We start from the raw sequence: 20,442 nt of genomic DNA, 5'->3' as shown, positions 1-20,442 counted from the left end.
TTTAGGCCTCCAATTCGAAGCGGTAATCTTCTACCACCGTATTGGCCAACAGCTTCTCACACATCGCTTTGACTCGGGCTTCCGCCTCGAAGCGATCGTTCGTGTCGAGCGTCAGCTCCATATATTTACCGATGCGGACACTGTCCACCTCTCTGAACCCCATGGAATGGAGCGCTCCCTGAACGGCTACCCCCTGTGGGTCAAGTACGCTTTGCTTGATCGTGACATAAACGCTCGCTTTCATCATGTTCCTCGTGTTCCTCCTAAGTTTGGACTTGTACGGCACGGCCGCTTGGTTCTGGATGGTTCTCATCATTGCGTATGGATCTGCAAGGATACTTGCTTGCTTGCTTACTTACTTACTTACTTACTTACCTGCTTGCTTACTTAGCTTTCAACTCGCCGGTTTTCTTGCTTGCTCTCTTTCTTGCTTGCTTGATCGCCTGTCTTCTTGCTCCCTGGCTCCTGCCCTTCCTGAACAAAAGGGATAATCCTCAAAAGGCTGCTAAAGGAGACCTTGGGGCACTGGGCGCGTTGGCAAACGGCCTCTTTCCCAGCCCTCGAACTCCTAACGGACCGTAGCGACGTTATTCGCTCATTTCCCGGTATTTCCCGGGCTAACGGACTCCACAGACGTTATTTTGCCTAGATCAACTCCATATCAGACTGTCAGGCCCAAATAGGGTCTCCTCGGTCCGTTACGTGAGCCAAACCCGGGTACCTAGCCTAATAAAGGCCGTGGGGTCCGTTAGCGCGAGGCGGCAACCTGCGCCTACGCCAACTCCGCTCCGGTCAGTCGTTGGTAGATCTCGCGGTAGCGCCGCGTCGTTTCTTCGACGACATGCGCCGGGAGCGGGTCCGGCTCGCTGTTCTTATCCCAGTCCGAACCGGCCAGATAAGCCCGCACCGGCTCTTTATCCATGCTGTCGATCTCGATGTCCAGCGCGTAGTTCTCTTTGGCCCAAAACCGCGAAGCGTCCGGCGTAAACATCTCGTCGATCAAAATCAGTTTGTCGTCCACCAGTCCGAATTCCAGCTTGCAGTCGGCGAGGAGAATCCCGCGTTCCTCGCAGTAGTCACGGGCGAAGGCGTACATCTCCAGGCTGCGGTCCCGCAACTGCTCGGCCAGATCGCGGCCGATTTTGTCCGCCATCTCGGCAAACGAGATGTCCTCGTCGTGGCCGACGTCGTTCTTGGCCGCCGGGGTGAAGATCGGCGCCGCCAGCTTTGCGTTCTTGCGCAGCCCTTCCGGCAACTGAATGCCGTTAATCGCACCGGTCTGCTCATACTGCCGCCAGCCTCCGCCGGTCACGTAACCGCGTACCACGCATTCGATGTCGATACGCTCCGCCTTGCGGGTCACCATGATCCGGTTCCGCAGTACCTCGCGATGCTCCGCCGGAATCACGTCCCCGAGCCGGTCAACGTCCGTATGAATCACGTGGTTATCCAGCACATGCCGCGTCTTGTCGAACCAAAACGCGCTCAGCCGGTTCAGCACGTTCCCCTTGTCCGGCACCGCCGGTGCCAGAATGTAGTCAAACGCGGAGATGCGGTCGGTGACCACGATCAAGAAAAACTCGCCAAGATCGTACAACTCCCGGACCTTACCTTTGTACAGCAACGGGGCATTCACCAAATCCGCCGCCGTGGAAATTGCCGGTACCGCCATGAAAGTTCTCCTCCCCTATCCCAAACTCTATTCGATTAAATCAAGCCCAGCTTCCGGAAAATTGTATCCACATGCTTCAAATGCCAAGACGGATCAAACGCATCGTCGATCTCTTCCTTGCTCAAGACCGCGGTAATTTCCGGCGTCTCCTCGATAATGTCGCGGAACTGGCGTTGCGTTTCCCACGCTTGCATTGCCCGCGGCTGCACCGTATCGTACGCTTGCTCGCGACTGAAACCTTTGTCGATGAGTTTTGTCAACACGCGACCGGAGAACGGTACGCCGTACGTGCGGCCCATGTTGCGCTTCATATTTTCCGGGAATACCGTCAGGTTCTTCACGATATTGCCGAAACGGTTCAGCATATAGTTGAGCAGCATCGTGGCGTCTGGCAGAATCACCCGTTCCACCGAGGAGTGGGAGATGTCGCGTTCATGCCACAGCGTGACATTTTCGTAAGCCGAAATCATATGCCCGCGGATCACGCGGGATAAGCCGGAGATGTTCTCGCAGCCGATCGGGTTGCGCTTGTGCGGCATCGCCGACGAACCTTTTTGCCCTTTGGCGAAGGCTTCCTCTACCTCACGGAACTCGCTCTTTTGCAGGGCGCGAATTTCGGTAGCGAACTTGTCGAGCGACGTTGCGACCAAAGCCAATGTCGACATGTACTCGGCATGACGATCGCGCTGCAGCGTTTGCGTCGAAATCGGCGCGGGGCTCGTGCCCAGTTTACGGCAAACGAATTCTTCCACAAATGGATCGATGTTCGCGTAAGTGCCGACTGCGCCGGAGATTTTACCGAACTGGACATTGTCTGCTGCCCGGCGGAAACGCTCCAGATTCCGCTTCATTTCCTCGTGCCAGAGCGCCATCTTCAGGCCGAAGGTCGTCGGTTCAGCATGCACGCCGTGCGTGCGGCCCATCATCGGGGTATCTTTATAGGCCAAGGCCTTATCCTTCAAAATCTCGATGAAATTCACGATATCCCGTTCCAAAATTTCATTTGCCTGCTTCAGTAAATACCCCAGCGCCGTGTCCACCACGTCCGTGGAAGTCAGGCCGTAGTGCACCCATTTGCGCTCGGAGCCCAGGCTTTCCGATACGGCACGGGTAAACGCGATGACGTCATGGCGAGTTTCCTGCTCGATTTCATAGATCCGATCGATATCGAATGAAGCCTTCTCGCGCAGCGTCGCTGCGTCTTCCTTCGGGATCACGCCGAGCTCAGCCCAAGCTTCACAGGCGCAGAGCTCCACTTCCAACCAGGCCTTGAATTTGTTCTCCTCCGTCCAGATCGCTCTCATTTCCGGTCTGCTGTAGCGTTCGATCATTTACGTTCATTCCTCCAAATGTTGGTTTGCTCTATCCAACGAAGCCCGTCCTCTACGTCGCGGCAGATCAGGTTGATATGCCCCATTTTCCGTTTCGGAGCGGCTCCGTGCTTTCCATATAAGTGTACTTTGGGGATCGCCGGGAATCCAGTTGACCCCTCGTCCTCGCCATCGCCATACCAAGTGCCGGTCACGACCGCCTTGCGGACGTCCTCCAAATGCTCGCCCAACACGTTGACCATCACGACGGGCGTCAGCAGTTCCACGGGACCCAGCGGCAAATTGCAGATCGCCCGCACATGCTGCTCAAATTGCGAAGTCGTGCAGGCCTCCATTGTGTAATGGCCGGAATTATGTGGTCTCGGCGCCAGTTCATTGACGAACAGCTCGCCATCCGCGGTCAGGAACATCTCCACCGCCAGCAGGCCAACCGCTTCCAAGCCTTCGGCGATCCGGGCCGCCAATCGTTCGGCCTCTCGCTGCACCTGCTCCTCCACGCGGGCCGGCACGATCGACACATGCAAAATATTATCGACATGGATATTTTCCGCTACCGGGAACGTTTGAATCTCCCCGCGCGGACTGCGCGCCGCGATGACGGACAGCTCCTTGACGAACGGGACGAATTGCTCCAACACAAGCGCCGTCCCGGCCCGACTTAACTCGGCGTAAGCCGCTGTAATCTCGTCTTCGCTGCGGATCACCCATTGGCCTTTGCCGTCATAGCCGCCGGTGGCCGTCTTCAGCACGGCCGGGAGGCCCAGCCGGGCCACGGCCGCACGCAGTTCCTCCTCGCTGCCGATCTCCGCGTACGGCGCTACCTTGACGCCCGCCGCTTCGATGGCTCGCTTCTCGCGCAGCCGATGCTGCGTGGTGTACAGCAGTCGGCTGCCTTGAGGCACGTACGACGATTCCTCCAACAGCGCGGCGACGCCCGCATCCACGTTTTCGAATTCGTACGTGATCACATCGGCCCGCGCCGCCAATTCACGCGCGGCCGCCTGGTCGTCGTAGCGGGCCACGATCTGCCCCGCAACTTGTCCGCAAGGCGCATCCGGCGTCGGGTCCATCGCCACGAACCGGTACCCGAGGTTGCTCCCCGCCAGCGCCATCATCCGCCCAAGTTGCCCGCCGCCAAGCACCCCGATCGTTGCGCCCGGCTCGATGACCGGAGCACCTTGAACACCGCTCATTTTGCCCGACGGTCTGCCGCTCATTCAGCCGCTCCTAACTCCGAGCCGCTTTCCAGCACCTCGGCTTGAATCCGGTCGCGACGCTCCTGCACCCGGCGCATCACCTCGGGGTCGAACGCGCCCAGCATTTGCGCCGCGAGCAATCCGGCGTTGATCGCCCCGGCTTTGCCGATCGCCACCGTCGCTACCGGAATACCGCCCGGCATTTGCACGATCGACAACAGCGAGTCGAGGCCGTTCAGCGCGGCCGATTTCACTGGCACGCCGATGACCGGCAGCGTCGTCTTGGCCGCCACCATGCCCGGCAGATGAGCCGCGCCGCCTGCTCCCGCGATGATGACCTTCAGCCCGCGACCCGCAGCCTGCTCCGCGAATTCGAACATCAAATCCGGGGTGCGGTGCGCGGATACGACATTTTTTTCATAAGGAATCTGCAGTTCTTCCAAAACGGAACAGGCATGGGACATCGTTTCCCAGTCCGACTTGCTGCCCATGATGACGGCGACTTGTGCTGTCATGCTTCAACCCACTTTCTTTAGTAGAAGTCAAAAACTCTGCCTACGATTTATAGATGGCCGAATACGGAAAAGGGCCCCGAACTTCCTGGAAAATAACGAAGATTTCCCGAAATTCGCGGACCCTGAGGAATACGAAACCTGCATACGGGCAGCTAAGGGCCGCGCCGACGGCAACGCAAAGCCCGGCGCTTGCAAGCCCAGGCTCATAATAAAGAAGGCCTTCCGTGCGGAGTAGCCCTACCTTCATCACGTATTCGCTCGTAGTCCGAAAATTTACGGTTCTCGGGTAGAAACTTCCGGGCCCTATCCCCGGCATTATACGAGATTATGATGTTCGGCGGCGAGCCGCCTTTTCTCTCCTAGTTTACCAATGGCGGACACGACATGTCAACTCAAATCCGAACATTAAATGATTGTAAAATCCGAATGTTCGTTTTTGAACAAGAACCAAAAAACCTAGCCCCTAAAAACCGGCTAGGTTAGATGAAAGATTCACCTTTTTCATTTATCCGCCCAACTGCTCCTGCAATTCGATATACAGCACCTGCAGGAACTTCTTGATGTTCACTTTGCCCTTTCCATTGCCGGTTTCCCGACCTTCCTCGATCTCCTTCATCTTTAGCCGCACATCCTCAAAGTCAAAATAAAGAGGGGCGTAATATTCAAACCGAGGATTACCGTAATCGGTCAGGCCCAGCGACGCCAGGTTCGTCAGCCCCGCGGTCAACGCGCGTCGCAGCCGTTGCTCGATCGCCTTGACCTCCTTGGCGATGTCCTCCGGCTCCTCCTTGTATAAGGCTGCGGTTCGACGATACAGCTCCTTCAAGGGTGGCAGGTTGCCACCAACCTCGTCACCCTGTCCAAGCAACAGCTCCATCATCGCGATGATATCCCGGCTGCCGCTCTCGCCAATCAGACCGAGATTCATCAGAATCGGTTGAATCGCTTCACGAACCGTTCGCTTGCCTGGACCAGCCAACGGCGTGCTGCGCAAGCCCTCCAGCTTCTTTAGGCTGGTTTTAATTTCATCCAGATAGTGACTCATCGCATACCGTTCATTGACCTTCTGCAGTACCGTCTCCACTTCGATCCGATTGATCGGCTTGCGGATGAAGAACTCAATCCCGCTCCGGTACGCCCGTCCGACCATATCCTGGTTTTCGATTTGGGAGATCATCACGAACCGAGAGCGGCAGCCTTGGGCGCGCAGGGAGTCGATTGCCTCGATTCCGTCCTGATCCGGCATCAACAGATCCATCAGCACGATGTCCGGCGACTCGCTTAAAATTTGCCGCACGCCCTCCGCCCCGCCGCCGGCCGTCCCCGTTACCTCGCCTAGGCCGCTGTCCTCGATAATGTACTGCAGCATTTTCCGGGCACTGGCATCATCGTCCACGATACAAAAAGAGAGCGGCATCGGTACACCCTCCTCAATGTTTGGTAAGTCGCGTTTCCGTCGGACTTGTCGGCTTCCGCAACATCCGCGTCGGTATCCGAATTTGGGCCCTCGCCCCACCAAGTCCCGGCGCGGTATCAAGCGAGATCTCCCCTTCAAACCGGGCCACGATGTCTCTCACATGAGATAGACCGATCCCTGTCGCAGCAACGCCTTCCTCATCGAACTTGGTCGTAAAACCCGGTTCGAACACGAGCTCCCGCTCGTCCTGAGGAAAGCCGCCCCCGCTGTCGTTCACCGTCAATAAGGTCCATCCCGCTTGCTCGCGGACCTCGAGATGAACCTGCCCCTGGCCCTGGATCGCTTCTACCGCATTCGCCGTCAGGTTGCCCAGCAGCGTAAGTAAGGGAATGTAGTTGGCGGTGGCGTAGTCCAAGGTGATCTTCTGCGTAAAGACAATTCTTTTCCCCAACATTTCGGCGTACTTCTGGCTGCTATGGACGGTATATTGGACTAAACCCGACAAAGGCATATCCCCCGGAACTTCGCGGTCCGTGAGCTTGATCAGCCCGCCTAAAATCCGCTGCGAATCCTTCTTTACCTCATGGATTTGCTGCGTAATCCCCAAAACGTAGTGTTTGTGCTTCTCTTGCCCTTCGTCAGACAACCGACGGTACAGCTCATAGCTTTGCAGGGTCAGGTTCTCCAGCGTACCGATTGATTTCTTCAGGTAAAAGACTTCCCCGTACAATCCGGAACTAAAGCTAAGCATCTGCTCAATTCGGCGGTTCTGCTCCTTTTGCACGATCCGCATCCGGCTGACGGAAATGCTGCTGTAAATGCCGGTCACGAAATACGTGCGCAGCATCGCAATCGCCATCAAAAATGTCCATTCGTTGAGCTTAAACGTGGCGGTGCCGGTCACCAGCAGCCGAGTCAGCAGCTCCGCCTCGTTGGACAGCAGATCGATTACTGCCGTCACCGCTCCCAGAGCCAAGGGATAGAAGCGGTCCAACCGCCGTTTGATCACGCTCATCCCTAACGCAAACACGATGTAATACACCGCCGCCGAGCAATGCCTCGTCACGCTGTCGGCCAAGGTTAAGCCGTGGCCAAACGCCTGATCTAACCCGGTGCGAAACAGCAGCACCACCAAGCCTGAGATGACGCCGGTGATGAGATACGGCAATCGCCTCAGCAGCAGCAAGAATAGCAAGAACGCACTGCTCCCCAATCCGATCCGAAAAATATCACCATCAAACGGGTTGATCTTCAGCTCCCCGGCCAATGCCGTTCCGATGGCCACGACTCCGATCTGTACGTAGGCGGATCTAAAATAGGACTTCAGAGGAAAGTTTCCCATCTCCGCTCACCCGGCTCCCGTGGGTTATTTTGCCCCTTATCGTACCATATCCAGGGAAAGATGCCTATATCATACATCCCATTATATGTAAGAGCCGTGTCAGCTGATGCCTACACGTGCCGGGCTTCCAAGCGCCTGGAGATCACCGAAAGCACAAAGTTGACGGAGAAATAGATCAACGCCACGAGCAACAGGATAGGTATCGTGTAGGTGTAGCCGTGACCGATGACGATGCCGGCATGATGCATCAGCTCCGGCAAGGAGATCACGACCGCCAGCGAAGTGTCCTTGAGCAGCGAGATGAACTGGCTGACCAGCGGCGGCACCATCCGCCGCAATCCTTGTGGCAGCACGATATGCCATAGCGTCTGCAAGGAGCCGAGGCCCGACGATCGAGCCGCTTCAATTTGCCCCTTGTCGATGGAGGCGAGTCCGCCGCGCACGATTTCAGCGATCATCGCCGCCTCGAAGATGGTTAACCCTGTAACCGTCGCGGCCACCAGGCCCAGCTTGATGCCAATCTCCGGCAAGGCGAAGCGCATGAAGAAAATGATCAAGAGCAGCGGCAAATTGCGGATCAGCTCGACGCCCACCAGCAGGATCGGCGACAACACGGGCAGCTGGGTATAGCGAATGACGCCAACGAAGCAGCCGATCAGGAAGCTAAGCACGATCGACGCCCCGGCGACAATCAAAGTCACAACTAACCCATCCGCCAGAAAGCTCAAATTCTCCGCACTGTACGCTCCCGCAAAGTCCATCGGATCCCTCCTTCCTAGCAATGCTTTTGCTTTTGCTTTTGCGCAGCCGTGCATGCGGGTTATACCGCACGCACGCTGCTACTACTCCCCCAGCACAGCGGAGGGGAGAGATAGAGCCGGTGGATCGCAGAGCCCCGGAGGGAAGGTTTGGAGCTGAAGAAACGGAGTGGTCGCCTTTATCCTCGGATTTCTACAGATTAAGGTTCTACAAATTCAAGAAATCCGAGGATAACAGCGATCGTAAGCCCAAACCGTACCGCAGCGGGCTTAATTTAGATCCACCCGTTTTCCGTTTTACCCCACCCTCAATACCTTCTCTCGAGTCTCCGCTCCCACACCCTAACCCCGTAACTCAAAGGCAAGGTCAGCGCCAAATAAAACAACGCCACAAAAATATAAGTATCAAACGTCCGATACGTCTCCGTATTCACGATGTCGGCGAAATACATCAGGTCCAGCCCGGCGACAATCGTCAATACGGACGAGTTCTTGATCAAATTGATGAACTGGTTTCCGAGCGGCGGAATGACCAGCTTGATCGCCTGCGGCAGGATGATATGCATCATCGTTTGCGCGTAGCTTAACCCGGAAGAACGGGCGGCTTCCGTTTGCCCCTTCGGGATCGCCAAGATTCCGGCGCGTATCGCCTCGGCGATGAACGATGATGTGTACACGGCCAACCCTATCGTCCCGGCCGTAAAACCATCAAGCGGCAAGCCCAGTGCCGACGGCCCGTAATAAAAAATATATACGACAAGCAGCAGCGGAATATTGCGGATAAATTCAACGTACCCCGTTCCGAACCAGCGCAGGGCGCGGACTGGGGCGATGCGGAATACGGCGATCAACGCCCCCAGCAGAAAGCTGCCGACCAACGCCAGCAAGCTGGATAGAATCGTCCCTCGGAACCCTTCCAGATAAACATCGAAGTAATCGGTCAATATCGTAAAGTCCATAACGATTATTCGCTCGGCTTCTTGCCGATCCATTTCTCGTAGATCTTATCGTACTCCCCACTATCGTGGAGCTCCTTCAGCGTATCGTTAATCGCCTGCACGATATCCGAGTTGCCTTTTTGCACCGCGATGCCGTAAGGTTCGTCGGTAAACGGCTTGCCAACCACCTCGTAATTCGGATCCTGAGCGGACATGCCGTATAGGATCGCATCGTCCGTCGTCAGCGCATCGCCTTGCCCCGCCTTCAGGGCGTTAAACGCATCCTGATAGTTATCGAACTCCAGCACCTTGATGCCATTTACTTTATCGCGGATATTTTTCACCGAAGTCGAGCCTTTACTGCCCAATACCGTCGAATCGGAGGTCAGGTTCTCAATGCCCGTGATCGGGCTGCCTTTCTTCACCAGCAGCGATTGCCCCGCCTGGAAATAAACGTCGGAGAAGTCAACTTCCTTCTTGCGCTCCTCCGTAATCGTCATCGTAGCCACGATCATATCGATTTCGCCGTTATTCAGCATCGGAATTCGCGTTTTGGAGGTAACCTCCTTTAACTCCAAGGCGTTTTCATCCCCGAAAATATGCTTCGCGATCGCCTTGGAGATATCGATGTCGAAACCTTCGACGTTGCCGCTGGCGGGGTCCTTTAGACCGAACAGCTTCGTGTCGTATTTCACGCCAACCAGCAGCTTGCCGCGTTCCTTGATTTTGCCGAGAGCCCCGGATCCGCTCTCCCCGGCCGTCGGGGTAGCATTGCCGCCATCGCCGGCTGTATTCCCCCCCGCCCCATTATTCGCACAGCCCGCCAGCACCGCCAATGCGCAAACCGCCGCAATACTGATCAACCTCCAACGTTTCTTCATCTTCTCTTCCTCCCTTTTAGGATCATCATGGTCTAATGGCTTAGCAGACGGCTGAGAAAGGTACGCGTTCGCTCCTCCCGCGGATTGGCGAAGAATTCCTCCGGCCCGGCCTCCTCAACGATCTGCCCTTGGTCCATAAAAATAACCCGGTCCGCCACCTCCCGAGCAAACCCCATTTCGTGCGTAACCACCACCATCGTCATGCCTTCTCTAGCGAGCGTCCGCATGACGTCCAGCACTTCGCCGACCATCTCCGGATCCAGCGCCGAGGTAGGTTCGTCAAACAGCATAATCTTCGGCTTCATCGCAAGCCCACGGGCGATCGCCACCCGCTGCTGCTGGCCGCCCGACAGCTGGGACGGATACGCCGATGCTTTATCGGCGATGCCCACCTTCTCCAGATAAAACAGCGCCGTTTGCTCCGCCTCCGCCTTAGAAATGCCCAGCACCTTCATCGGTGCCAACGTGATATTGTCGATCACCTTCTTGTGCGGATACAAATTAAAATGCTGAAAGACCATTCCGATATCCCGCCGCAACTTGTTGATATCCGTCTTACGGTCATGGACCGGAAGGCCGCCTGCCGTCAGTTCGCCGTTCGTGATCGTTTCCAGCCGGTTGATGCAGCGCAGCATCGTGCTTTTTCCCGAACCGGACGGACCGACGACCACCACGACTTCCCCTTCTTTGACCTGCAGCTCAATCCTCTTCAGCACGTGAAATTGGCCAAAGTGCTTATCGACCTGGTGAAAGCGAATCAACGGCACCCCTCCTTTCAGCGTTCGGATGTTCCTTTCGACCGTACTTGCATCATGCCAATGTGAGTAATCGTAACATTTGAACATAACCTTACTTTGGCGACTATAAAAAACTACATCATCCTACGCGCGATCTCGAAAATAGCCCAAAATTTAATTCTTTCCTCGCCGATTCGGTCGGACAAGCGTCAGTTTTCCTCACAAGAATCTTCCTTGAAGCTATTTCGAAAAACCGCTATTGAAACTCTAACGCTTGTATAAGACGCTATTCACGCCTAAATAAGCATTCTGGCAAGCGTTAGCCCTAAATCCGGATCACACCAGACAACCCATGCGCACGCAAAAGAAGCCTGACCGAATCGCTTCGGTCAGGCTTCTACCAAACAAGCTCTATTCTTATTTCACGACGAGCACCGGAATATGGGCATGCTGGACGACGTTGTGACTGACGCTGCCGAGCACGAATTCGCGGATGCCACCCAATCCTCGGCTGCCAATAACGATGAGATCCGCTCCGTATTTCTGAGCGTACTCCAAAATCGTCTCCGCCGGCGCCCCTTGATCCATTTCGACTTTGGGCTCCAGCCCTGCGGCCACCAGCCGGCTTTTTGCTTCCTCTGCCGTTCTTTCCGCCAGCTCATAAAAATCCTTGTTCATCGAAGTGGGTACCGGAGCGAAGCCCTCGGCTACATAAAAACGCGGGAAGTCGTACACGTGCAGGACCTCCAGCTTGGCTTCCGGCGTCGATTTGCACAACTCGATCGCTTTGTCCAGCGCTTTGTTCGCCGCTTTCGAACCGTCATACGCAGCAAGAATTTTGTTAAAAAGCATGGAAAGCACCTCACTTGTCCCAAGAGTTTATATTAAAAAATACCCATAAAGCACGGCGTTGAAAAGAAGCAGCAGTGGAATGCCCACCCGGAAGCTGAAATGCTTTGTTTTGTGGCGCTTCGTGTTCATGGCTACCAATACGCCCAACGCGCCGCCGAGCGCAGCCAGCAAAAACAACGTCTTCTCGGGAGTCCGTTCGCGCCTCTGCCTGGCTCGCCTTTTGTCGTCGGACATGACTAGATAAGCAACTGCGTTGATAAATAGAAACCATACCAGCAAACCCGTTTTCGTCTTCGCCGCCCCCTTTCGATCTTTACGTTCGAATGTCGACGTTCCTAACTCCATTATACCTCAACCGCGGAGCAACAGCATCTTTTCACCAAATTCGCTTCTATGTAAAAAGCTCCCCGCTTGGGGAGCCGCACTTGTAAATATCATCAGGTTTCGTTCTTCGGAATCTCGTTCAAACTGGGCGGGTAATCGGCCTGCTTCTTCGGCTTGGCCGCCACGGTTGGTTCCATCAGCCTCGACTTGTTCTGCTGGTTCTCGGTCTTCCGCGCTTTGTGATGCGGCACCCTTATCACCTCCGGTACTTAGCGTCCCGTAAAGGCCGCCGATTTATGCGGACCTAGAACCGCTTGCTAAGCCGGTTAATCATCGCCCTTCTTCTCCAGAGCTGCCTTCAGCAACTCGCCGAGGTTCACCCCGCCAGACTCCTGCGGTTGAGAGTATTGCTTGACGAGCCGCTGTTGCTCGCGTTTGTTCATGTGCTTATCCTTGTCTTTCTCAAGCACCTCGGTAATGCCGCAGGAGATGCACTGCACGTACATCCCCGCCTTGCCTTCCTTGAGTTCCATCTTCTTGTGGCATTGCGGACAGCGACGGTTGGACAGGCGCTTCTCGCCAGAACGGCGATACCCGCAATCTTCGTTTGGACAGAGCAGCATCAGCCCGCGTCCGGTTTTTTTCTCGAGCATCCGCGTTCCGCATTCCGGGCAATGGCTACTTGAGACATTATGCGGTTTATAGGTCGCATCACTGCGTTTAACACCTTGCACGAGGCTGACCGCCATTTCACGGATGCCGCTTAGGAACGGCCCTGGCTGGCCTTGGCCGCGCGCGATCCGCTCCAGCTCCGCCTCCCAGCGGGCCGTCAGTTCCGGCGTGCGCAAATCGGCCGGCGCCAGCTCGATCAGTTGCTTGCCTTTGCCGGTCGGATGCAGGGAGTTCCCCTGCCGCTCGATCGTATCCGAGCTGACCAGCTTTTCAATGATGTCCGCCCGCGTTGCCGGCGTGCCCAGCCCATGCTTCTCCATTTGGGTCAGCAGGGCGGCTTCCGTGTAACGCTTCGGCGGTTGGGTCCGCCCCGGCGTCACACGGCAGCGCTGCACTTTCACCGCCTCGCCTTGGCTCAGCTCAGGCAATGCCGAACCGCTCTCGGCATCGTCCTCGCCGCCTTCTTCGTCCTCCATCGCCTGCCCGTCATAAACGGCGCGCCATCCGGCGTCCTTGATTGTCGTGCCTTTGGCGTGCAGCGTCTCGCCGGCGATTTCCACCGTCACGCTGACCTGATCGAACCTTGCTGGCGGATAAAACAAACTGATAAACCGCCGCACAATCAAATCGTACAGCTTGCGTTCGTCCGTGCTCAACGCGTTCAGCAGCACCGTTTGCTCCGTCGGGATAATCGCATGGTGGTCGGTCACCTTACTATCATCAACAACCCGTTTACTCAGTTGCAGCGAGGCCCGAAGCAATGGCCGGGCCAGAGGCGCATAAGGGCCGATCGCTACGCTGGTCAGCCGTTCCTTGAGGGTCTCCGTCATGTCCGACGTCAGGTAACGCGAATCCGTCCGCGGATAAGTCACCAGCTTATGTTGCTCGTAGAGTCGCTGCAGTACGTTCGAAGTCTGCTTGGCCGAAAACCCTAGCAGCCGGTTCGCGTCCCGCTGCAGCTCGGTCAAATCGTAAGCGAGCGGATGGGGTACCGTTTTTTCGTGCTTGACCAGCTTGACGATGTGGCCGGAAGCCCCTTCGAGCTTCTGCTTCAGAGCGTTCAACCGCTCCGCATCAAAAATGCGTGCATCTCCGTTCCCGCCGCGCCATACCGCTTCGAACTTGCCGAAGTCGGCGCGCAGCATGTTGAATTCCTCCGAACGGAAACGGAGGATTTCGTTCTCGCGTTGCATGATCATGCCCAGCGTCGGCGTCTGTACCCTTCCGGCCGAGAGCGGCGCGCCAAATTTGGTCGTGAGCGCCCGAGTGACATTGAGGCCCACCATCCAATCGGCCTCCGCCCGGCAACGCGCCGAGTGGTACAGGCGTTCATATTGGCTGCCCGGCTTCAATGCCGCGAATCCTTCCTTGATCGCTTTATCCGTTTGCGACGAAATCCACAGCCGCTGAAACGGTTTGTTCCATTTGACCATATCCATAATCCAGCGGGCGAGCAGTTCACCCTCGCGGGCGGCATCGGTTGCCACGATCAGCTCGCCGATATCCTGACGCCGCATGAGCTGCTGCACCGCCTTGAACTGATGGCTGCTTTCGCGCAGCACCTTCAGCTTCATTTTATCCGGCAGGATCGGTAAATCCTCCAACGCCCACGTCGCGAACTTCGCGTCATAATCCTCCGGTTCGGCCAAACCGACCAGATGGCCCAGCGCCCAGGTCACCACGTACTTTGGCCCTTCAAAATGACTTTTATGCTTATCTCGGCTGCCCATCACTCGCGCGATTTCTCTGGCGACAGACGGCTTCTCCGCTAATACCAACGTCTTCATAAATGGTTTCGAACACTCCTTTCCTCTGAACTATTATAGCACTGACCATTTCCTTTACGCGAAGCTAGGGGGCACTCCGTCTGACGAGATCCTTCCTGCCTCTTAATCAATGTTCCAGCTATTTATCATCCCTCGTGCCATATTCATATCGTCCTCTTTCCTCGTCGTGAGGGCAAATTTGGCGACTAGCGCCGGATACGCGGCCCATTGCTCGGCGATATGCTCCTTCATACGGTACCATGTTCTGCCTCCCATCCGTTCATAGCGGTTCAGTATATCCTGCAGGCCTTTTTCGCCAAAGAGAGCATACAAGATCACAAAATCCTTGCCCGGATCGGCTATTTCCGCTTCGGTCCAATCGATGAGGCCCGTCATGCGCTGATTATCATCCACAAGGATGTGGGGAGGATGCAAATCGCCATGATGCAGTACCGAAAATTCCGGCCAATAGCTGTCCGTGGTCAACCAGCTCATCCATCGGTCAAGCAGCTTGGCAGGGATGTCAAAGTTCTGCCGAACTTCCTCGATATTTGCGGCGAAAGCTTCCCGTGTCTCCGCGGGAGTTTTGCGGCGAACGCCGGATCGCATCGCCTCGTCATGGTCGACGCAATGCAGCGCTGCCAATGTTTCGGCCAAGGAATCATAGAAGGTATCCCCCAGCGCCTCCTGTGGGAATCTCCAGACATATCCGCTTCCGGCCGGATCAACTGTGGCAACCGGGTTTCCCGCAAGGAGCGGGTAAGCGATCAAATCTGGAGTACAGATGCGCCAATCGGGTACGGCAACGGAGATACGGGGGGCTACTGCTTTCAACACATTCCGTTCATTAAGGGCCCGCTCCCAAACGTCTGAACGTCTAGGCTTGCGAAGAACCCACGCTTGACCGTTGTTATCCCGCACAAACGCAACGAAGAAATCCAAGCCGGATTCATTAACCTCAAACGCTTCCGTATTCAAATGCAAACCGTGCTGAGCGGCGCAGGCGTAAAGCTCCCTTTTCACCTCTTGATAATCGTTCGACTTTTCCATATTCATAAAGGCATTCTCCTTATGGGCAAAATAAAAAACACAGACCAAGGTCTGTGCAGCCGCAATCGAAATAGGAATTGCCCGTTGTCCGCTCGCAATCGTAGGCAAAAAAAGCCTCGTTCCGGAAGGAGCGATTCTTCTTGGCGGACCTGCGCAAATAGGCAAACTTATCCCGATGACCCTGCACAAACTAAAGAGCAGAAAGAGCAGTTGCAATCCATGCAATGCGGTCTCGATCGGGACTAAATTAGCACACGCAAGCCTCCATTCGTAATTTTGAACCAAGAATACCATGTATGCCGCTAAAAGTCCATAAACGGAATCTATATCGTTTTTGAAGCCATTGATAATTATTTAAAAAATGATATACTCGGATTAGCACCTGGTACTAAAACCTGATCATAAGTAAATCAAACATATTAAAGGAGCTGATACGGTTGACCCTACAGAAACCCTTTTCCAAGGCCCGCATTACCGCTCTAGGCACCTATGTCCCCGAACAAATTCTGACCAATGCGGATTTGGAGCGGCTCGTGGATACGAACGACGAGTGGATTGTTCAGCGTACGGGCATCAAGGAGCGGCATATCGCCGCAGAGGACGAATTCACCTCGCATCTCTGCATCCGGGCGGCAGAGCGACTCCGCGATACGTATCGGGCCACGCTGGACGATGTCGACTTCATTATCGCAGCGACGACAACGCCGGATTTCTCATTCCCGACCGTATCCTGCCGGGTTCAGGAACACTTCGGCATGGAACAGGCCGGGGCTATCGATCTTAACGCGACCTGTGCCGGCTTCGCTTATGCCTTGCATTTGGCGAACGGCATGATTAGCTCCGGCCTGCATCGCAAAATCCTGGTCGTTGCCGGCGAAACGATGTCCAAAATCACCGACTACACCGACCGCAGTACCTGCATCCTGTTCGGGGATGGGGCCGGGGCAGTGCTTGTCGAAGCGGATCCCGAGCAGCCCGGGTTCGAATCGTTTATCCTCGGGACGAATGGGGCAGGCGGCATCCACGTCTACCGTTCAGGACTGGCGGATCAGATGGATGGTCAGCCCCTCGAAGGGAAGGGCAAAATTGTACAAAACGGACGCGAGGTATTTAAATGGGCCGTCCGCACCGTCACCGCCGGAATTGAACAGCTGCTAGAGCAGGCTGAGCTCACCCGGGAGGATATCGATTGGTTCGTGCCGCATAGCGCCAATCTGCGTATGATCGAGTCCATTTGCGAAAAATCGGACCTTCCGCTCTCCAAAACGCTGCAAAGCGTGCAGGATAAGGGCAATACGTCCTCCGCGTCCATCCCGCTGGCTTTGCAAGCCGGCGTCGACACGGGCCGGCTGAAATTCGGTGACCGTGTTCTGCTGTACGGATTTGGCGGCGGCTTGACCCATGCCGGCTTAATTATGCGCTGGGGCGTGCCGGACACCATATGAAAAAAGGTCGATCAGGGGGCGGAATCCTGATCGACCTTTTTATGATACCCTTGTCAAATTGGCTCTTTACACGATTATCCACCTTGTCTAATTGGCTCTTTACACGATTATCCCTTTGATTAAGGGAGGTCACCTTCACTCGTATTCGCTTCTCCCGAGCATGTCCGTCCCGGATTCCCCATGATCTGATCAAACGGGATAATGGTGCAAGACGCCGAACAAGAGGGTTGATCTCAGGCCCAAGCGCTCTCTTTTCAACCGGCAAGGTTCCGGGTACAATAACAAGAGCCAAATTTACGCAAGTTGTCCCCAACTTAAGCCAATAAGGAGTTTAGTGATATGCCTACCCTCAGAGAACTGTTTACCGATTTCGATTTCCAGGAGGCGCTGGACCGCAAATTTCGCATCCGCGTATTCCGTGACGATCATATGATCGACAACGGCAGTATCATTATCCGTTTCACGGACGACACCATTATCACCCAGGCTGGAGTAAGCGAGCTTTCCTACCATCCACGCCGGGAATGCCAATTTTTCGAGCTGAGAAAATAAAACCAAACCCGCCCTTCTTACTTCCCCTTAACTCGCCTTTTCCTCTTGCCCCGTCGCCAGTACCTTCGCGTTTTCCTGCGTCACGGCTGACGCCACTTTGCCGTAACGAATGAAGATCCACACGCCGCACAAGATGAGTGCGCCCGCTGACAATTGCAGCGGGGTCAGGCTCTCCTTAAGCAGCATCCAAGCCAACAGCGAAGCAAACACCGGCTCGCCGAGAACGGCCATCGATACGGCTGAAGCGCTGAGGTATTTCATCAGCCAGTTGAACAGGTAATGCCCAAACAGCGTCGGGACGATCGCGAGCAGCAGGAAAATCCCCCATTCGCGCGGCTCATATCCGGTAAAACGGATGCCCGCAGCCACGTTATATATGGCCATCGACGTTCCAGCCACCGCGAACACGAGGAAATTATAAACAAACGCACTGATCGTTTGCAGCAGTTGCTTGCCGACCAGAATATGAACCGCGACCGCCACCGTCCCGAAAAGAGAGAGCAAGTCTCCCGTAACGGCAGCGCCGGACAAGGCAAAATCCCCGGAGCCGATGGCGATCGAACCGATTAGAGCCAACGATACGCCGAGAATCATCGCTTTATTGATTTTGGCCCCGAATAGGAAGAACGACCCGAACATCACGATGATCGGCTCCAGCGTCAGAATAACGGTGGAGCTCGCTACCGTCGTCAAGCGAAGCGACCCCATCCAGAGCAGGAAATGAAGCCCCAGCATGAGCCCGGAAAACAAAAGGCGCCCCCATTGCTTGCGTGTCAGGCGCGCAATCTCCCCCCGATAACTCCACAGCAGCGGTAGCATCAATAAGTTCGTCAGATACATCCGGTACATCGCGATTACCGAAACCTCGGCATTGGACCAGCGGATGAAAATAGATGAAAACGAGATGGCAATAATGCCGATAATGTACAAAATTTCATATTTGCCCATGGACTTGGTGTTGGTATGCATAAAGGTCAGGGTCCCAGCTTTCCGTTAATTTTATCGGCACAATCTTGGTGCAAACCACTTCATTATAGCGGAGTTAGAACGGTTCCTCAATCAAAAAAAGCGTCTCTATTTCTCCCATCCCCTATCATTTACCCTGATGGTTTCCGCCTGTTTTCTCGTAATCTAGGCGCGCCAAGGTCATATCATCCAAACCGGATAGTAAATGAAAGAATAGAGTGTTTCGAACGATCGTTCAGACCCATTCGTTTGAGGAGGAACTTTCAATGAAAAAGCTAGTTCACATTTCTCAAACTTCTCCCCGTCTCACGGTATATTCCGAGGAGAATCTGACGGGAAGAAGCCGTGTCTACACCGGGAACCTCGGCATCCGCGACACCGACGCAATTCTGGATGGAATCGAGAGCCTGCGGTTCGTTTCATCCAGCAGCAATGCTACGCTCGTGTTGTTTACGCGGACCCGGTTCAGAGGCAGCTTTCGCATCCTCCGCGGCAGCCGGCGCATTAATGATCTAGATGATCTCATCAACGGCAACGACGTAGAATCGATCATCGCGACAAACCAACGTTTGACGGCAGCGCAAGTTCGTCAAATCCGCACCAGCGGTACGTTGCCAAGCGGATATCGCCTGATTTAAGCTTTAGGCTTATAATGGTTCCATATGATAACGATGAGTGCAGAGGATGTGTCCCCCATATGGAACCGATCGTATCCAAACGCTGGCTGTTAGCCCGCATGTATGAGCCAAATCTCGTGATCGTCGATTGCCGCTTCGAGCTCGGCCGGCCGGAAGCCGGAAGCGCGGCCTACGACGCCGCGCACATTCCGGGTGCCGTTTATCTCGATCTTGAGGAGGATCTGTCGGCCCCGGTAACCGAGCACGGCGGGCGTCACCCGTTGCCCGCCCCGGACACGTTGGCCGCGCGCTTCGCTCGCGCCGGCATCGGCAACGCCACCAGGGTGGTCGCCTACGACGACCAGGGAGGCATGAACGCCTCCCGCCTTTGGTGGCTACTGCGCTGGCTGGGCCATGACGACGTCTACGTCATGGATGAGGGATTCGCCGCCTGGCAAGCCGGCGGCTATCCCGTGACCGCTGAGCGGCGGACCGTCGTCCCCGCCGATTTCACCCCATCGCTCCGGCCGCACATGCTGGCCGGAGTGGAGGACGTCCGCCGGGCGCTGGGCGATCCCGGCGTCCTGCTGGTGGACTCGCGCGCCGCGGATCGCTACGCCGGACTGCAGGAGCCGCTTGACGTCAAGGCCGGCCATATCCCGGGGGCGATCAACCGTTTTTGGAAGCAGGTGCAAGGCGACAACGGCTCCTGGAAGAGCGACGGCGAGCTGCGCGAGCAACTGGCGCCCGTCATCGCCGCAATGGACGAAGGCCGCGAGGCTATCGTCTACTGCGGCTCCGGCGTGAGCGCTTGCCCGAACGTGCTCGCCCTCCATCGGCTCGGCTACCCGCAGGTCAAGCTGTACGCCGGTAGCTGGAGCGATTGGATCTCTTATCCCGAGAATCCGATCGCGACGAACGAAGAATAAGTAAAATTTTAAGTACCTTTACAAGTATATTCCTGCCGTGGTATATTCCCGTTATGGAAAAATTTTACGGCAGGAGATGATTAAGACCATGAACGAAGAGGTTACCGCCTTTATTGATCAATTAGGGGCGGCATGGCAAATCGAGCTCTCCCAACGACTGAGAGAGATGGTGCACCAAACCATTCCGTCGGTGGAAGAGCGGATTCAGTACAAGAAGCCTCATTTCCTGAAGAACGGCCATTACGCAGCGGTGATTTCCCCATCGAAGGACGCGATTGCGTTCATGATCATGAACGCCGAAGGATTAGAGGTTCCAAAAGGCTTCGAGGGACCGCCGGAGCGCAAGTGGATCAAATTCAAGGAAGGGGCCGCACCGGACTACGCCTTGCTTTCCACTTTGCTGGCACAAGCTTCCCAAGCGCTCTAGAAATACGAAAGCGTCATCCCATACAAGGGATGACGCTTTTTAGGTTTCGCCGATG

Annotated in this window: 22 protein-coding genes and 1 riboswitch; of the genes, 5 read left to right on the top strand and 17 right to left on the bottom strand. The window is 55.6% G+C overall.

Translation table 11 applies throughout. The features are described from left to right. Position 1 precedes the first annotated feature (1 nt). The 16 genes from purS to MKZ15_RS04130 all read right to left on the bottom strand — a co-directional run bounded on the left by purS (position 2) and on the right by MKZ15_RS04130 (position 15,457). Positions 2 to 247, bottom strand: a complete 246-nt coding sequence (gene purS / locus MKZ15_RS04205) for a phosphoribosylformylglycinamidine synthase subunit PurS (RefSeq protein ID WP_155606687.1) — start codon at positions 245 to 247, stop codon at positions 2 to 4. A 525-nt stretch (positions 248 to 772) separates the two neighbouring features. Further along, complete coding sequence (locus tag MKZ15_RS04200; RefSeq protein WP_339820056.1) at positions 773 to 1,672, bottom strand: phosphoribosylaminoimidazolesuccinocarboxamide synthase; 900 nt, start codon at positions 1,670 to 1,672, stop codon at positions 773 to 775. Positions 1,673 to 1,707: 35 nt separating this feature from the next. After that, the gene (gene purB, locus MKZ15_RS04195) at positions 1,708 to 3,003 is read right to left on the bottom strand and encodes an adenylosuccinate lyase (protein WP_155606689.1); all 1,296 of its coding nucleotides are present in this window, start codon (positions 3,001 to 3,003) and stop codon (positions 1,708 to 1,710) included. After that, positions 3,000 to 4,220, bottom strand: a complete 1,221-nt coding sequence (gene purK / locus MKZ15_RS04190; RefSeq protein ID WP_339820054.1) for a 5-(carboxyamino)imidazole ribonucleotide synthase — start codon at positions 4,218 to 4,220, stop codon at positions 3,000 to 3,002. Before purK ends, purB begins: the two co-directional genes overlap by 4 nt. Next, positions 4,217 to 4,714, bottom strand: a complete 498-nt coding sequence (purE, locus tag MKZ15_RS04185) for a 5-(carboxyamino)imidazole ribonucleotide mutase (RefSeq protein ID WP_155606690.1) — start codon at positions 4,712 to 4,714, stop codon at positions 4,217 to 4,219. The genes purK and purE overlap by 4 nt, the downstream gene beginning before the upstream one ends. A gap of 241 nt (positions 4,715 to 4,955) precedes the next feature. Beyond that, positions 4,956 to 5,057, bottom strand: a riboswitch (purine riboswitch). Between the two features lie 162 nt (positions 5,058 to 5,219). After that, positions 5,220 to 6,131: a response regulator gene (locus MKZ15_RS04180; RefSeq protein ID WP_155606691.1), complete on the bottom strand. Its 912-nt coding sequence runs from the start codon at positions 6,129 to 6,131 to the stop codon at positions 5,220 to 5,222. A gap of 13 nt (positions 6,132 to 6,144) precedes the next feature. After that, on the bottom strand, positions 6,145 to 7,473 hold the full coding sequence (locus tag MKZ15_RS04175) for an ATP-binding protein (RefSeq protein ID WP_339820051.1): 1,329 nt from the start codon (positions 7,471 to 7,473) through the stop codon (positions 6,145 to 6,147). 110 nt (positions 7,474 to 7,583) lie between these two features. Then, entirely contained in the window at positions 7,584 to 8,234 is a 651-nt protein-coding gene (locus tag MKZ15_RS04170) for an amino acid ABC transporter permease (protein WP_193415749.1), read from the bottom strand. 305 nt (positions 8,235 to 8,539) lie between these two features. Next, complete coding sequence (locus MKZ15_RS04165) at positions 8,540 to 9,223, bottom strand: amino acid ABC transporter permease (protein WP_155606694.1); 684 nt, start codon at positions 9,221 to 9,223, stop codon at positions 8,540 to 8,542. After that, positions 9,196 to 10,050: a glutamate ABC transporter substrate-binding protein gene (locus MKZ15_RS04160; RefSeq protein WP_213623818.1), complete on the bottom strand. Its 855-nt coding sequence runs from the start codon at positions 10,048 to 10,050 to the stop codon at positions 9,196 to 9,198. The genes MKZ15_RS04165 and MKZ15_RS04160 overlap by 28 nt, the downstream gene beginning before the upstream one ends. 32 nt (positions 10,051 to 10,082) lie before the next feature. Beyond that, positions 10,083 to 10,811, bottom strand: a complete 729-nt coding sequence (locus MKZ15_RS04155; protein WP_339820048.1) for an amino acid ABC transporter ATP-binding protein — start codon at positions 10,809 to 10,811, stop codon at positions 10,083 to 10,085. Between the two features lie 393 nt (positions 10,812 to 11,204). Beyond that, entirely contained in the window at positions 11,205 to 11,639 is a 435-nt protein-coding gene (locus tag MKZ15_RS04150) for a universal stress protein (protein ID WP_193415754.1), read from the bottom strand. Positions 11,640 to 11,666: 27 nt separating this feature from the next. Continuing rightward, entirely contained in the window at positions 11,667 to 11,984 is a 318-nt protein-coding gene (locus tag MKZ15_RS04145; RefSeq protein WP_155606698.1) for a DUF1294 domain-containing protein, read from the bottom strand. 92 nt (positions 11,985 to 12,076) lie between these two features. Continuing rightward, positions 12,077 to 12,214 (bottom strand): hypothetical protein, encoded by a 138-nt coding sequence (locus tag MKZ15_RS04140; RefSeq protein WP_155606699.1) that lies wholly within the window; start codon positions 12,212 to 12,214, stop codon positions 12,077 to 12,079. A 75-nt stretch (positions 12,215 to 12,289) separates the two neighbouring features. Continuing rightward, positions 12,290 to 14,422 (bottom strand): DNA topoisomerase III, encoded by a 2,133-nt coding sequence (locus MKZ15_RS04135; RefSeq protein WP_339820043.1) that lies wholly within the window; start codon positions 14,420 to 14,422, stop codon positions 12,290 to 12,292. Positions 14,423 to 14,524: 102 nt separating this feature from the next. Continuing rightward, entirely contained in the window at positions 14,525 to 15,457 is a 933-nt protein-coding gene (locus MKZ15_RS04130) for a macrolide 2'-phosphotransferase (RefSeq protein ID WP_339820041.1), read from the bottom strand. A 431-nt stretch (positions 15,458 to 15,888) separates the two neighbouring features. Here MKZ15_RS04130 and MKZ15_RS04125 point away from each other — a divergent pair, with 431 nt between their 5' ends. Further along, positions 15,889 to 16,896 carry a ketoacyl-ACP synthase III gene (locus MKZ15_RS04125; RefSeq protein ID WP_339820038.1) on the top strand — a complete coding sequence of 336 codons (1,008 nt, stop codon included), beginning with the start codon at positions 15,889 to 15,891 and terminating at the stop codon, positions 16,894 to 16,896. Between the two features lie 339 nt (positions 16,897 to 17,235). Continuing rightward, entirely contained in the window at positions 17,236 to 17,448 is a 213-nt protein-coding gene (locus MKZ15_RS04120) for a hypothetical protein (RefSeq protein WP_155606703.1), read from the top strand. Between the two features lie 27 nt (positions 17,449 to 17,475). On the opposite strand, the gene MKZ15_RS04115 is transcribed toward MKZ15_RS04120, so the two are convergent. Continuing rightward, positions 17,476 to 18,417: a DMT family transporter gene (locus MKZ15_RS04115; protein ID WP_339820034.1), complete on the bottom strand. Its 942-nt coding sequence runs from the start codon at positions 18,415 to 18,417 to the stop codon at positions 17,476 to 17,478. Between the two features lie 263 nt (positions 18,418 to 18,680). Here MKZ15_RS04115 and MKZ15_RS04110 point away from each other — a divergent pair, with 263 nt between their 5' ends. The 3 genes from MKZ15_RS04110 (at position 18,681) to MKZ15_RS04100 (ending at position 20,387) form a co-directional block, all read left to right on the top strand. Beyond that, positions 18,681 to 19,052, top strand: a complete 372-nt coding sequence (locus MKZ15_RS04110; protein WP_155606705.1) for a hypothetical protein — start codon at positions 18,681 to 18,683, stop codon at positions 19,050 to 19,052. A gap of 59 nt (positions 19,053 to 19,111) precedes the next feature. Next, positions 19,112 to 19,960 (top strand): sulfurtransferase, encoded by an 849-nt coding sequence (locus MKZ15_RS04105; protein ID WP_339820031.1) that lies wholly within the window; start codon positions 19,112 to 19,114, stop codon positions 19,958 to 19,960. An 88-nt stretch (positions 19,961 to 20,048) separates the two neighbouring features. Beyond that, entirely contained in the window at positions 20,049 to 20,387 is a 339-nt protein-coding gene (locus tag MKZ15_RS04100) for a DUF1801 domain-containing protein (RefSeq protein WP_213623812.1), read from the top strand. Positions 20,388 to 20,442 lie beyond the last annotated feature (55 nt).

It is taken from the genome of Paenibacillus sp. FSL R7-0216, from assembly GCF_037969915.1.
In the GTDB taxonomy this organism is placed as follows: Bacteria; Bacillota; Bacilli; order Paenibacillales; family Paenibacillaceae; genus Fontibacillus; species Fontibacillus rhizolycopersici.
This window is presented reverse-complemented; position numbering and strand designations above follow the sequence as displayed.